This window comes from Bacillus sp. S2(2019), from assembly GCF_005144805.1.
Classification (GTDB): domain Bacteria; phylum Bacillota; class Bacilli; order Bacillales; family Bacillaceae; genus Bacillus; species Bacillus altitudinis.
In genome coordinates this window covers 909,998-923,966 of sequence record NZ_SWFL01000002.1, presented here as the reverse complement: position 1 = coordinate 923,966, position 13,969 = coordinate 909,998, and the positions used below count along the sequence as shown (strand labels likewise).

The following is a 13,969-nucleotide window of genomic DNA, read 5'->3' as shown; positions in this document are numbered from 1 at the left end:
GATTGTTAGGAACGAGGCGTGACACGGAGCTTCAGTTCTTTTAGTCCATACATACCGCTGCTTGTCATTGGGACGTACGAGAGAAGCTCTAGTGATTCATATCGTGACTGTATGGCTTTGATGGCAGTGTATGCTTCCAGGCGAGCAAGTGGTGCGCCTAGGCAGAAATGAATGCCGTGGCCAAAGCCAATATGGGGATTAGGGTGCCGGTGTATATCGTACTCATGTGCGTTTGGAAATTGACGCTCATCCCGGTTCGCAGAAGCAAGAAAGACAATCACACTGTCTCCCTTTTTCAAGACTTTTCCTCCAAGTTCGGTGTCTTCTGTGACATACCGGACGATGGTAGGCGCAGGGGCACGAAAACGGACAGCCTCCTCCACAGCTCGAGGAATGAGGTCAGGTGATTGAGCGAGCGCTTCATACGACCCCGGATTTTCTAACAAACTAAAGATCATATTGGAGATCAGGTTGGTGGTCGTTTCGTTGCCTGCTAACAGGAGAAGATTGCAGAAAGGAATTAATTCGTCTGCGGACAGCTTATCTCCATCTTCCTCCGCTTGGATTAAAAGCGAAATCAAATCCTCACTAAGGTTCTGCCGCTTCTCTTCAATGATGTCAGCAAAAAACGCCATCATGTCCGCTTCGCTTTGATCCCGTGTTTTTTGCCATTCAACGACATCTTTTTCATGTTCACTTTTAGGCATGCTGACGAGAATATCGGACCATTCTTTAAAGGATTGTTTATGTTCTGTTGGCACACCTAAAAGCTCTGCAATGACTATGACAGGAAGCGGATAGGAGATGTCTTGAACAAGATCAATCTCTTCCTTACCTTCTATTTGTGCAATGAGATCATCCATTAACTCTTGAATGCGTGGTTCCCACAATTTCATCACCCGGGGTGTAAAGGCTTTGCTCACAATGGAACGGATTCGTGTATGTTTTGGCGGGTCCATCATGACCATTGTTTTCATCAGTGAATGTTTCCGGTGGTCTTGAGGAGGTTGACTAGAAAAGGTATCTTTATCGATGGTGACGCGCTTTGCTTCTTCATAGGTGAAGACACTCCATGTTTGGCTGTGTTCATCAAAATGAACAGGGGATTCTTGACGCATTTTGGCGTACCAATCAAATGGGTGATACGGGTCCTGCTTATTTTTCCCTCTTAATAACGCTTTCTGAACGGCACTAGGTGTTGTTGTTTCCATGATCATCACTCCTTATGGGTTGTCAGATGATTCCTTTTTTTCACTGTGTTAGATTTAAAGGTAATTCATCAGGAGAAAGGATTCAACCAACAGAAAAGAGAAATCTGTTGAAGAAAATGGGAAGGGGAGAGCGGCTTGTGGCGGACTGCTACAGAGGGGATAAGCGCACAACTGAATCAAAGCAACAATTAAGAAAAGCATTATTTCAGTTATTAAAGGAGAAGGAATGGGGGAAGATTTCTGTACAAGATTTGACGAACAAGGCAGGAATCCATCGCACCACCTTTTATCAGCATTATGAGGATAAGTTTGACCTAGCACAGCAGGTCATGGATGAGATGTTTGATGTCATGAAAACCGCTATTTTTGCTCCTGTACATGAAAGTGAGTGGAAGAGCGATCATGCAGCATATGTGTATATTTACCGCTTTTATCAGCATTTGCAGGAACATGAAGAGGAGTATCAGATTCTCTTGAAAAGGGGAAGAGAGCTTAATATTCATCAGACGGCCAGTGCTTTTTTTGAAGAAAGCTTTACTTTGGGGCTAGAAGAAGTCACAGGTTCAACACCTGATCCACAACACGTTCCTCTCGAGATGCAGAAGCAATTTGTCATTTCTGCTTATGTTGGGACAGCTGAGTGGTGGCTGAGAAAAGGCAGACCATACTCACCCGACTTTATGGCAAGTTCGATGATTCAATTGATTGAAAATCACTGAACAAACGGAAATGAGAAAAACAGTAATTTTGATCGAAATCTTCTTGTTTAAGCGTAGAATGAGCAATTAAAGCGCTTTTCCTCACATGTAAAACGAACAAAATTCGATTTCGATATATTAATGTTCGGATTTCACGTTGACTTTTTCATTGTGCATTGATAAAATAAATGTGTTTGAAAGAGATAACGTTTTGAAAGGTTAACGGAGGTGCACGATATGTCTTCAGTAGTCGTAGTAGGTACGCAGTGGGGTGACGAAGGGAAAGGGAAAATTACCGATTTCCTTTCAGAAAATGCAGAGGTGATTGCCCGTTATCAAGGGGGAAACAATGCAGGTCACACAATCAAATTTGATGGAGTGACTTACAAGCTACACCTCATTCCGTCCGGTATTTTTTACAAAGAGAAAACTTGTGTCATCGGTAATGGAATGGTGGTTGATCCTAAAGCGTTGGTCACTGAGCTTGCGTATCTTCACGAACGGAATGTGAGTACAGATAACCTCAGAATCAGCAATAGAGCCCATGTCATTCTGCCTTATCACTTAAAATTGGACGAGGTAGAAGAAGAGCGGAAAGGGGCTAACAAGATCGGTACGACGAAAAAAGGAATCGGACCAGCTTATATGGACAAAGCTGCCCGCGTCGGAATCCGTATCGCAGATTTATTAGATCGTGAAGTATTTGAAGAGAAGCTTGCCCGTAATCTAGAAGAGAAAAATCGTCTTTTAGAGAAAATGTACGACACAGAAGGCTTCAAAATTGAAGATATTTTAGATGAGTATTATGAATATGGTCAGCAAGTGAAAAAATATGTCGTGGACACATCTGTTGTATTGAACGATGCTCTAGATGAAGGCCGCCGTGTTCTTTTTGAAGGGGCACAAGGCGTTATGCTTGATATCGATCAAGGGACATATCCGTTCGTGACGTCATCTAACCCAGTGGCTGGAGGCGTGACGATTGGTTCTGGTGTAGGTCCTACGAAAATTCAACATGTGGTCGGCGTATCAAAAGCTTACACAACTCGTGTAGGTGATGGCCCATTCCCGACAGAACTCCATGATGAAATTGGCGATCAAATCCGTGAAGTTGGCCGTGAATACGGTACGACAACTGGCCGCCCGCGCCGTGTTGGCTGGTTTGACAGTGTTGTTGTCCGTCATGCGCGCCGTGTGAGCGGAATTACAGATTTATCTCTTAACTCCATTGATGTACTGACAGGGATTGAGAAATTGAAAATCTGTGTTGCTTATAAATTGAACGGAGAAATCACTGAAGAATTCCCAGCAAGTCTAAATGAATTAGCGAAATGTGAACCTGTCTACGAAGAAATGCCAGGATGGACAGAGGATATTACAGGCGTGAAGAATTTAAGTGAACTGCCTGCAAATGCCCGTCATTACTTAGAGCGCATTTCACAATTAACAGGTATTCCACTTTCTATTTTCTCAGTCGGACCAGACCGTTCCCAAACGAACGTTGTCCGCAGCGTGTACCGTCCATCATTATAGACTGATCAGACACCAGTAAAATCACACATTTTACTGGTGTTTTTTTGTTTAAATATTCCTTAATTTCTACGGAACGCTCTTCCTGTCATTACCAAAATGTGATAACTGTATAAAAGGGAAGGAGCGTTCTAGTGAAAGAAAGAATACGATTATTAGATATTTTACGAGGTTTTGCGATATTAGGAACATTGGGTACAAACGTCTGGTTTTTTGCATACGCAGGGGATACCTTTGCGACAGATCAGATTGCGGATGAATATGAAAATGGTAGTTTTCTTGAAAGTCTTGTCTCTATGTTCGTTTATGGCAAAATGCTATCGCTGCTCACAATCATGTTTGGCGTAGGGCTAGAGCTGAAATACCAGCAGGCGAAAAGAAAAAATACGACTTGGCCGGGTACATATTTATGGATTCTTTTATTTTTATTTATTGAAGGCTTTGTCCATTTTGCGCTAGTGATGGAATATGATGTGCTCATGAGTTACGCCGTCACGGGTTTGCTTGTGGCGTTTATTGTCCGTGGAGGGAGTCGGCGCATCAAAAAAGGCATGATTGTCTCGGGTGTCATTCATTTGTTGGTGACGGCTTTTCTCGTTGTATTTTCTTTCTCTGAATTGGAAAATGAATCCTATGACGAGAGCAGTGAACCAGCGTACGAAGAACAACTGCCGGAGACATGGATATCTCAAGTTCAAGACCGATTACAGCACTTTTTGATGTACCGAGAAGAAGCAATCTTTATTATCCCAATGAATACCTTTTTGTTTTTATTAGGTGTGCGGATGATGAGAGCCGGTGTATTTTATGCAAATGAGCGTGGGCAAACTCTGCGGAAAACATTGTTCCGAATGGGTTTGTGGATTGGACTGCCGCTGAATGCGCTCGTCTTTGTACCAAATGACATAGTGGAATTCGTGGTGCGCTATGTGTTTTCGCCATTCCTCTCTATTTTCTATATTGCTGTCGTGGCGAAGCTTCTAGCACGCACGGAGTCATGGTTCATGTGGACTTGGTTTGAATATGTAGGGAAAATGGCGCTTAGCTGCTATATCCTGCAAAATGTCATCTGCTCGCTTCTTTTTTACAGCTGGGGATTGGGTCTTGGCGGTCAAATCAACGCCCCCCTTATCGTCTTGTCATGGTTGTTGATCTCCCTGCTGCAAATCGCCATTTCAGCATGCTGCTTAAACGTCTGGGGAATCGGGCCAATGGAATATATTCGTTCACGGGCACTTCGCCGGGTGACGATGAAAAAAGCATCATAAAGGGGATAGACACAATGTTTTTTAAAAAAATGACGAAAAGAGAACAAGCGAATACACATAAAGCAGCTGTAACAGCATTTGTCTTTTATCTTCTCGCATTAGGAGGACATGCGCTGTACATGTATTTCCAGGGTAATAAACCACCTGTCACTTTTATCATTCTCATGGCGGGTCTCTTTGTTTTTTTTACCGCAGATTGGCTATATAATAAAAGGCGTTCATAAAAAAAGCCCTCATCACGAGGGCTTTTTCCTTACTTCAGGCTTTTATATTGGCCTTTTAAATTTTTACGAATGTATTGAATGATTTTGCGCAGTTCGTTGGCGTGCGGTCTGCCAAATGGACTTGTTTGTCTTTGCTGATAGAGGACTTGGCCTTTTTCATTTAATAAGAAATAGGCAGGTTCTCCGTGCACCCCATGATCTTCGTATGGGGCATCTTCCCCGTGATAGAAGACTTCATAGGCTTTCAATGATGTGAGGTCTTGGTCAGACATGATGGGGAAAGAAAGTCCCTCTTTGTCTGCAAATTCTTTCAAGTCTTCAGGGTTATCCGTTGAGATCGTCATTAAGTGAATATCCTTGTCTTGAAAATAGGATTGCTGTTTTTCCAGCTCTTTTAATTCCTCGACACATACTGGGCACCATGATCCTCTAAAGAAAACGATAAGGTGCCAGCTTTGATGCTCCTCTAAATGTTTGTAAAACTCAATGTGATCGCCCTGCACTGTTGGCAGTGAAAAATCGGGCATTTTATCTCCTAATTTAAATGAACTCATCCTATGCTTCCTCCTTTTTCAATCACCATGCTGTTTGTTTCTTGTATAACCAATATTGGTCGGAATCAAACGTTTCTGTGTGCTGGATTGGGCAGTAGCCATTGATTGAATGAAGGCGCTTGCAGGATTAGGCGGTTTAACAGAAGATATCAAATCCGACACTTTTTTTAAAAAAATGTCGAAAAACGTATTGCCATATGTAATTACTCTATGATATTATAAATCTCGTTGTTGCAAAGGTCTCTGAAACTTGTTAGGATGCGATGTTCCAGCTTTTTTAAAGCGATTGGTTTGACGCAGTACAACTTCTTCAGAATTACTTTTCACAAACCGAGAGCCATTAGCTCAGTTGGTAGAGCATCTGACTTTTAATCAGAGGGTCGAAGGTTCGAGTCCTTCATGGCTCACCATGTTTTGGCCCGTTGGTCAAGCGGTTAAGACACCGCCCTTTCACGGCGGTAACACGGGTTCGAATCCCGTACGGGTCATTGATTTACTTTAGCGTTAAGCTAATTTTTCCTCACTTGCTTGAAGGAGCACCACGATTGCTTTTTCGGGCAAGTTACTGAGGTCCGGTAGTTCAGTTGGTTAGAATGCCTGCCTGTCACGCAGGAGGTCGCGGGTTCGAGTCCCGTCCGGACCGCCATTTATACATATTCATCTTTTGATGATGGCTCGGTAGCTCAGTTGGTAGAGCAACGGACTGAAAATCCGTGTGTCGGCGGTTCGATTCCGTCCCGAGCCACTTCCAAACGCATCTGCAATCGCAGGTGCGTTTTTATTATGAAAAGAAGGCATAAAAAGGGAGAAGCCGGACCTAGGTAGGGCCCGGCTCCATAAGAAGAAGACGTTACATGTATATAGACGTTTGGTGACTGGAAAAGTTTCAATAAAAAAGGAAAAAGTCATCAAATCTTTTGGGTGAAGTTCTTCTATCCAACGTTTACTAGCAAAGAAAGCCGTTATTATTTTTATCTTTGCCTCTTAAAACGTTATAATAGACAGTGAGCCTTTTTTTTCGTAAATGAAGAAGGCGTAATGAGACATGCAAAATGGAATGACATAGATGCTAAAAATGCAGGAGGAAATCACAATGGAAAAAAAGATTCTTGTCGTAGATGATGAAAAGCCGATTGCGGATATATTGGAATTTAACTTAAGAAAAGAGGGCTACGAGGTTCATTGTGCGTATGACGGAAATGAAGCCCTTGAAATGGTAGAAGAAATTAAGCCAGACATCATTTTGCTCGACATTATGCTGCCGAACAAAGATGGCGTTGAAGTATGCCGTGAAGTGAGAAAGAAATATGATATGCCGATTATCATGCTGACAGCAAAAGACTCTGAAATCGATAAAGTCATTGGTCTTGAGCTTGGCGCGGACGATTATGTCACAAAGCCATTCAGTACACGCGAGCTGCTTGCACGTGTAAAAGCAAATTTAAGAAGACAGACGGCTGCTCCGCAATCAGAGGAAGAATCTGAATCAAATGATATCGAGATTGGTTCACTTGTGATCTACCCAGATGCGTATGTCGTGTCTAAGCGTGACGAAACGATTGAATTAACGCATCGTGAGTTCGAATTGCTTCATTACTTAGCGAAACATATTGGACAAGTCATGACACGTGAGCACTTACTGCAAACGGTTTGGGGCTACGATTACTTTGGAGATGTCCGTACAGTAGACGTGACAGTCCGCCGTCTTCGTGAAAAAATTGAAGACAACCCTAGCCACCCGAGCTGGATCGTAACAAGACGAGGCGTCGGCTACTATTTAAGAAACCCAGAGCAGGACTAAGATTCTTATGAGTAAAGTAGGTTTTTTTCGCTCGATTCACTTTAAATTGACCTTGATTTATGTGCTGCTGATCATTGTCGCCATGCAGATCATTGGCGTGTACTTTGTGAAGCAGCTAGAGCAGTCCTTAATTAATTCCTATGATAATTCCTTGAATCAGCGAATCTACTCGTTATCGTATTACCTAGAACAAGATTCATCGAAAAGCAAGGCAGAATTAAAAGAGGATGCTCAAAAGATCTTAAACGATTTTAACAACAAAGATGAGTCTAATGAAATTTCTGAAGTCAGCTATATTGACGAAAGCAGAGAGGTCATTGCCTCTGTGAATAACGGCAGTCAAGAGATTGCCGGGAAGAAAATCACAGATCAAATCATTAGCCGTATTTTCGCGGTTGGCAAAGACTACGAGAAAAAATTCTATGACCCAGAATCGAATAAACGAGTCCGCATATCAGCGACAGCCGTGAAAAATGAGAACCAAGAAACCGTTGGTGTCATTTATGTGGTCTCATCCATGGAAAGTGTTTTTAACCAAATGCGAACGATCAACACCATTTTGGCGACAGGTACACTCATCGCACTTGGGACGACCGCTCTACTTGGTATATTCATATTCAGAACCATTACACACCCAATTTCGGATATGAGAAAGCAAGCGATCGAGCTCGCCAAAGGGAACTTTTCCAGAAAGGTCCGAAAGTATGGACATGATGAGATTGGTCAGCTAGCAACGACATTTAACCATCTGACGAGAGAGCTGGAGGAAGCGCAGCTGATGACAGAGGGTGAGAGGAAAAAGCTTTCTTCTGTTATCGCCTATATGACCGATGGCGTCATTGCCACGAATCAAAATGGGGCCATTATTCTATTAAACAGCCCGGCACTAGAGCTTTTGAATGTTTCACGTGAAACAGCTCTAGAGATGCCGATCACATCCTTGCTTGGCTTAGAAGAAACTCATACATTTGAAGATTTAGTCGAAAATCAAGACTCCATGCTACTAGAAATTGAACGTGAAGATCAACTGTCTGTTTTGCGTGTCAATTTCTCAGTGATTCAGAAAGAGCATGGGAAGATTGATGGCTTGATCGCGGTCATTTATGACGTAACCGAGCAGGAAAAAATTGATGCGGAACGTCGTGAATTCGTGGCGAACGTATCCCATGAGCTGCGCACACCGCTTACGACGATGCGAAGCTATCTTGAGGCTCTCGCTGAAGGTGCGATTGGTGATAAAGAGCTTGCGCCAAGGTTCCTCAGTGTCACGCAAAATGAAACAGAGCGCATGATTAGACTTGTGAATGACCTGCTCCAGCTGTCTAAGTTCGACAGCAAGGATTATCAATTCAATCGTGAGTGGACGAATTTTATTAGGTTTATCTCGCTCGTCATTGATCGTTTTGAAATGACGAAGGAGCAGCATGTCGATTTCATCCGGAACCTGCCGCAGCGTGAAATATATGTGGAAATTGATCAAGACAAAATCACACAGGTGCTCGATAATATCATTTCCAATGCTATGAAATACTCGCCAGAGGGTGGACACATTACGTTCACTGTCGATTTGGATGAGGAGCAAGGTCTTGTGTTATTCAGTGTCAAAGATGAAGGAATCGGTATTCCGAAGAAGGATATGGATAAAATCTTTGAACGTTTTTATCGAGTGGATAAGGCAAGAACAAGAAAACTTGGCGGAACCGGCCTAGGTCTTGCGATTGCAAAAGAAATGGTTCAGGCTCATGGCGGAGATATTTGGGCTGACAGCATTGAAGGAAAAGGAACAACGGTAACCTTTACCCTTCCGTACAATGAAGAACAAGAGGATGATTGGGATGAAGCGTGAGACCTTTAAAACCATTATATTGACAATCCTAATTGCGATCAGTCTTGTGTTTACGTGGAATATTTGGATGTTCCAGCCCGTCATGCAGGATCAGGCGGATGCCGGTACACAGGTCGTGGAAACGAAGAAGATTTCAAGCGACGAGCCTCGGAGTCTCATTGATGTCGTGAAACCGCGTGAGATGTTCATCCATTCCAATGGAGAGCATTTCAAAGTGGATCAAAAGGAACTCTTCCAAAACTTTTGGAATGATGTGAGCCTGTGGGATGTCAAAGAGATTGCCGATGTGTCGGACCAATATTCCGAGCAGAAATTTAAGAATTTCTTCTATGGACGCGAGGGGCAAGGCAAAACATTGGATCTTGTGTTCAATGATCCGATTCCGATTGATATTTTCCAAGCGCTGTTTAAATGGCCAAATAAATCCATTGAATACAACTCATTTGACCGGATGATTGTGCCGTTCGCTCAGCCGGATAAGGCCAATAAGAAAGTCTATTTGGTTTCATACAGCAAGGAAACGGTGCTTGAGCTGACGATTGAATCAGCCAACTATCGTAATCTGATGGATAGTATTGCAGCCGCTCAAAACGAGATGCCGCGCTATGATCTATATACTTTCTCTACGAATTCAAAACGAGATTTCCTTCTGCCGCAGAAGCAAAAGCAGCTTGAAGCGAAAATGTTCTTTATCGAAACGATTAAGACAAGCAAATTCAAGGACGCTTTGTTTACAGACCCAAGTCTAGTTGGGGAGGAGTCTAATTTAAACCGGACGGTATATACAGATGGAACGAGTCGTCTTGAAGCAAATCAAAAAGACCACCGCATCCAATATCAGCATCGTAATATCAATTCTAGTACCGTATTCCAAACGGGAGATTTGATCAAGCGAAGCGTGAAATATTTCAATGATACCGGAAGTTTTACCGATAATTATCAATACTTCGGCATTAACAGCAACCAGCAGCTGTCCTTTAATATGTTTATGGATGGACTGCCGATCGTCAACAGCACAAAGCATCCATTTGGTATGACATCACTTGAAGTACAATGGGCGAATGATGACATCTTGAGTTATAAGCGTCCAAACTACATTCTCGGCAACAAAGCGAGTCAGAGTGAACAGGTCAAACTGATGAATGGGACAGAGCTGAAAAACTTGATCATCAAGCAGACGAAGTATGATGATTTAGAGAAAATTGAACAGATTTTCCCTGCCTATCAAGCGACATCCACGGCATCAGATCAGGATCAAGCGATGTTTGTCTGGCTAGAGCCGGTATGGTGTATGAAATATAACGGGAAAACCGTCATTTTATCGAATGATTTGCTGACAGAGGGGAGCGAGAATCATGGAGTGGAATAAGACCAAAACGATCTTTATCCTAGCCTTTCTCGTTCTCGATATCTTTCTAGGTTTTCAATACTTTGAAAAGCGATCGACCGATCATTTTGCGATTATCGAAAAAACAGATACGCTGGAAGAAATGAAGGCAGACGGAATCAAATATGGCAATCTATCAGATGAAGCGAAGATTGGATACCGTATTACAGCTGAGAAAAAGCAATATACGAAAAAGGATGTCGACGGATTAGCTGATCAAAAGACGAAAAGCACATTCCCGAAAACCGAGAAAGATGATCCTGTCACCCTGCTTGAAATGACCTTCAATAAACCAGTCGCATTGCCGAAAAAAGATATGAAAACAGCAGCGACCAATCTTGTGAGCCAGCGTTTGCTGGATGGCAAGAATTATAAGCTCTGGAGCATCGATGAAGAAACAGGTGAAATCGTCTTTTTCCAAACGTATAAAGGAAAATACATCTTCCAAGAAGGTCTTGATGACACCGAAACCATTGGGAAGATCACATTGGATGTGAACGATCAAAACGAGGTCGTCTCGTATCGGCAGTCGATGGTGACATCGATTAATGAAGTGAGAAAAGAGACCCTTGTCCCGGCGCTTGAAACGGTGAAGGACTTATATACACAAAATATGCTGAGCCAAAACACGACAGTGAAAAAAGTGGAGCTTGGCTACTACACGCAATACCCAGGTGCAAGCACTCAAGTAATGGTTCCTGTATGGCGAGTAGAGATTGAAGGCGTGGCAACTGGTTCAAAGAAAAAGACAGAAGAAGAATATTTGATCAATGCCATTGATGGCTCAACACTTGATCATATAGAGAAAGAAGACAAATCTTCATTGGAGTGAGAGAACATGAGCTTGCAGTTCAGTGTACTAGCGAGCGGAAGTACGGGGAACGCTTTTTATTTAGAAACAGACGAGCATGCTTTTTTAGTAGATGCGGGCTTAAGCGGCAAACAGATGGTAGAGCTGCTTGGTCAAATCGATCGCAAGCCTGAAGACTTGGACGGAATTTTTGTCACACACGAGCACTCAGATCATATTAAAGGACTCGGTGTGATGGCAAGAAAGTACAAGCTTCCTGTCTATGCAAATGCGAAAACATGGAAGGCGATGGAGTCACATATTGGGAAAGTGGATACGGAGCAGAAATTCCACTTTGATATGGAGACGGTTCAATCATTCGGCGGACTCGATGTTGAATCATTTGGCGTATCACATGATGCGGTAGAGCCCATGTTTTACGTATTCCATTATGGCGGGCGTAAACTTGCCCTTATGACGGATACAGGCTATGTGAGTGACCGGATGAAAGGGATTATTAAATCAGCCAATACGTTCGTATTTGAGAGCAACCATGATGTCGGCATGCTGCAAATGGGGCGCTACCCCTGGAGTATTAAACGCAGAATTTTGAGCGATGTCGGACACGTATCCAATGAAGATGCAGCTCTTGCTATGACAGACGTGATTGGAGACGCCACCTCACGCATTTATTTGGCCCACTTGAGTCAAGACAACAACATGAAGGACTTAGCCCGTATGGCGGTCCAGCAGACGCTTGAAATGAAGGGCTTTGTTGTAGGGGACGGCTTTGATTTATATGATACGGACCCGAAAAAAGCAACCCCGCTTTGCGCCGTATGATTTTTACAATCGTATGATTAAGATAAGAGCTTCTTACCAACACTATATACATCATCTATTCACTGAAAGGAAGGAAACATAGTGGATTATCGCGATGTAGAGTGGAAGCCGAGACGAAGCAGAAAAGGATATTTCCTATCTGGTCTGATCGGTGTATTGGTAGGAGCTTTTTTAATGGGATTCTTTTTCCCCTATGTGTCTGGACAAAGCGGCAGCCCCTTTGGCTGGCAATCAGCTGGAGATCAGCAGGCATCAGATGGCCCTTTAAAGACCGTCAATGTGAACGTGAATGATGCGGTCACAAAAGTGGTATCGAGTATGTCAGATACAGTTGTCGGCGTCATTAACATTCAAAAGTCGAGTTTCTGGGAAGAAGGCGGTGAAGCAGGCAGCGGGTCAGGTGTGATTTATAAAAAAAAGGGTGACACCTTTTATATCGTGACCAACCATCATGTCATCAAAGGCGCAAACCAGCTTGAAGTGAGCCTTCAGGACGGGACAAGGATCGGGGCAAATCTTGTCGGAAGTGATCAGCTGATGGATTTAGCGGTACTGACGGTCAAAAGTGATAAGATCAAAAAAACCGCTGCCTTCGGCAATTCAGACCATGTCAAACCAGGTGAGCCTGTCATCGCCATTGGAAATCCATTGGGCCTTGAATTTGCTGGCTCCGTCACACAAGGTGTGATTTCTGGAACGGAGCGTGCGATCCCTGTTGATTCTAATGGGGACGGACAGACGGATTGGAATGCGGAAGTTTTGCAAACGGATGCCGCCATTAATCCTGGGAACAGCGGCGGAGCCTTGATTAATATGGACGGCAAAGTGATCGGCATCAATTCAATGAAGATTGCTGAGTCAGAGGTGGAAGGGATTGGGCTGTCTATTCCTGCGAATCTGGTGATCCCTGTCATAGAGGATTTAGAGCGCTATGGAGAGGTGAAGCGTCCGTACCTTGGTGTTGGGATGAAATCACTAGCAGATATTGCGAGCTATCATTGGCAGGAAACGTTAAAACTGCCATCAAAGGTCACAACCGGAGTCGTCGTGATGAGTGTCGAGCCTTTGTCTCCAGCAGGGAAAGCAGGGTTAAAAGAGCTGGATGTCGTGACGTCGTTTGACGGCAAGGAAGTACAAAATATCGTCGATCTGCGTAAATATCTTTATCAAAAGAAAGTAGGCGACAAGGTAAAGGTGCAATTTTACCGAAGCGGAAAGAAAAAATCAGTCGAGATCAAACTCTCCCAAACCGATCAGTTCGGTGGCTAGCCAGTTCCTATAAGGGACTGGCTTTTTTTTCATGCCCAGCATATGATAAAGAAAAGGGGGAGATACGATTGGTCACATTACAGCCAATGTCAGAAACGGATTATGACGTCTTGATAGAGAAGGACATTAAGCGGTACGCAGAAGAAAAGGTACTCGCAGGGACGTGGAATCAGGAAGAAGCGCAAAAGAACGCAGAGGAACAATTTGACCGGTTGCTTCCTGAAGGTCTTCAGACAGAGGATCATGAGCTGTGGAACATCTTACATGGAGAAGAAGCCATTGGATGGGTATGGCTTTGCTATGATCCAGATCATCCCCAGCATGAAGGATTTATTTATAATTTTATTTTGTTTGAAGCGTATCGAGGAAAAGGGTTGGCAAAACAGGCCATGACGGCATTAGAAGAGCAGGCAAAGTCATTAGGTGTGAAAAAACTATCGCTGCATGTCTTTGCCCATAATCAAATCGCCCGCTCACTTTATGAGAAAACGGGATTTGCTGAGACTGGGATTTACATGAGTAAGCCTTTATAAAAAAGAGAAGTACCG

At 43.4% G+C, this 13,969-nt stretch carries 13 protein-coding genes and 4 tRNA genes; 15 read left to right on the top strand and 2 right to left on the bottom strand.

What is annotated here, in order from left to right; all coding sequences use genetic code 11:
- Nucleotides 1-5: 5 nt before the first annotated feature.
- A complete protein-coding gene (locus tag FBF75_RS09810; protein WP_056703851.1) occupies nucleotides 6-1,211 on the bottom strand; it encodes a cytochrome P450 in 1,206 nt (401 codons plus the stop codon).
- Nucleotides 1,212-1,327: 116 nt separating this feature from the next.
- Between FBF75_RS09810 and FBF75_RS09805 the strand changes: the two genes are divergently transcribed.
- From FBF75_RS09805 to FBF75_RS09790, 4 genes are all read left to right on the top strand, one after another.
- Nucleotides 1,328-1,930 (top strand): TetR/AcrR family transcriptional regulator, encoded by a 603-nt coding sequence (locus FBF75_RS09805; protein ID WP_282706817.1) that lies wholly within the window; start codon nucleotides 1,328-1,330, stop codon nucleotides 1,928-1,930.
- A gap of 216 nt (nucleotides 1,931-2,146) precedes the next feature.
- The gene (locus tag FBF75_RS09800) at nucleotides 2,147-3,442 is read left to right on the top strand and encodes an adenylosuccinate synthase (RefSeq protein ID WP_007497400.1); all 1,296 of its coding nucleotides are present in this window, start codon (nucleotides 2,147-2,149) and stop codon (nucleotides 3,440-3,442) included.
- A 131-nt stretch (nucleotides 3,443-3,573) separates the two neighbouring features.
- Nucleotides 3,574-4,707 carry a DUF418 domain-containing protein gene (locus FBF75_RS09795; RefSeq protein ID WP_136944688.1) on the top strand — a complete coding sequence of 378 codons (1,134 nt, stop codon included), beginning with the start codon at nucleotides 3,574-3,576 and terminating at the stop codon, nucleotides 4,705-4,707.
- A gap of 14 nt (nucleotides 4,708-4,721) precedes the next feature.
- A complete protein-coding gene (locus FBF75_RS09790; RefSeq protein WP_017368446.1) occupies nucleotides 4,722-4,931 on the top strand; it encodes a hypothetical protein in 210 nt (69 codons plus the stop codon).
- Nucleotides 4,932-4,960: 29 nt separating this feature from the next.
- Here the strand turns inward: FBF75_RS09790 and FBF75_RS09785 are convergent, their stop codons facing one another.
- Nucleotides 4,961-5,485: a peroxiredoxin family protein gene (locus tag FBF75_RS09785; protein WP_007497396.1), complete on the bottom strand. Its 525-nt coding sequence runs from the start codon at nucleotides 5,483-5,485 to the stop codon at nucleotides 4,961-4,963.
- A gap of 334 nt (nucleotides 5,486-5,819) precedes the next feature.
- Here FBF75_RS09785 and FBF75_RS09780 point away from each other — a divergent pair.
- The 11 genes from FBF75_RS09780 (at nucleotide 5,820) to FBF75_RS09730 (ending at nucleotide 13,954) form a co-directional block, all read left to right on the top strand.
- A tRNA-Lys gene (locus FBF75_RS09780) sits at nucleotides 5,820-5,895 on the top strand.
- 6 nt (nucleotides 5,896-5,901) lie between these two features.
- Nucleotides 5,902-5,973, top strand: a tRNA-Glu gene (locus FBF75_RS09775).
- An 81-nt stretch (nucleotides 5,974-6,054) separates the two neighbouring features.
- Nucleotides 6,055-6,131, top strand: a tRNA-Asp gene (locus tag FBF75_RS09770).
- A gap of 26 nt (nucleotides 6,132-6,157) precedes the next feature.
- Nucleotides 6,158-6,230, top strand: a tRNA-Phe gene (locus FBF75_RS09765).
- A gap of 348 nt (nucleotides 6,231-6,578) precedes the next feature.
- Nucleotides 6,579-7,286 carry a response regulator YycF gene (yycF, locus tag FBF75_RS09760; protein ID WP_017359978.1) on the top strand — a complete coding sequence of 236 codons (708 nt, stop codon included), beginning with the start codon at nucleotides 6,579-6,581 and terminating at the stop codon, nucleotides 7,284-7,286.
- Nucleotides 7,287-7,293: 7 nt separating this feature from the next.
- Nucleotides 7,294-9,132 carry a cell wall metabolism sensor histidine kinase WalK gene (walK, locus tag FBF75_RS09755; RefSeq protein ID WP_007497390.1) on the top strand — a complete coding sequence of 613 codons (1,839 nt, stop codon included), beginning with the start codon at nucleotides 7,294-7,296 and terminating at the stop codon, nucleotides 9,130-9,132.
- Nucleotides 9,122-10,501, top strand: coding sequence for a two-component system activity regulator YycH (gene yycH / locus FBF75_RS09750; protein ID WP_017359976.1), 1,380 nt, complete (start codon nucleotides 9,122-9,124; stop codon nucleotides 10,499-10,501). The genes walK and yycH overlap by 11 nt, the downstream gene beginning before the upstream one ends.
- Nucleotides 10,488-11,351: a two-component system regulatory protein YycI gene (locus FBF75_RS09745; protein ID WP_024718467.1), complete on the top strand. Its 864-nt coding sequence runs from the start codon at nucleotides 10,488-10,490 to the stop codon at nucleotides 11,349-11,351. The genes yycH and FBF75_RS09745 overlap by 14 nt, the downstream gene beginning before the upstream one ends.
- A gap of 6 nt (nucleotides 11,352-11,357) precedes the next feature.
- Nucleotides 11,358-12,152 carry an MBL fold metallo-hydrolase gene (locus FBF75_RS09740; protein WP_035704178.1) on the top strand — a complete coding sequence of 265 codons (795 nt, stop codon included), beginning with the start codon at nucleotides 11,358-11,360 and terminating at the stop codon, nucleotides 12,150-12,152.
- An 81-nt stretch (nucleotides 12,153-12,233) separates the two neighbouring features.
- Nucleotides 12,234-13,421, top strand: a complete 1,188-nt coding sequence (locus FBF75_RS09735; protein ID WP_035704177.1) for a S1C family serine protease — start codon at nucleotides 12,234-12,236, stop codon at nucleotides 13,419-13,421.
- Between the two features lie 68 nt (nucleotides 13,422-13,489).
- Nucleotides 13,490-13,954, top strand: coding sequence for a GNAT family N-acetyltransferase (locus FBF75_RS09730; RefSeq protein WP_136944687.1), 465 nt, complete (start codon nucleotides 13,490-13,492; stop codon nucleotides 13,952-13,954).
- The last annotated feature ends 15 nt before the right edge of the window (nucleotides 13,955-13,969 follow it).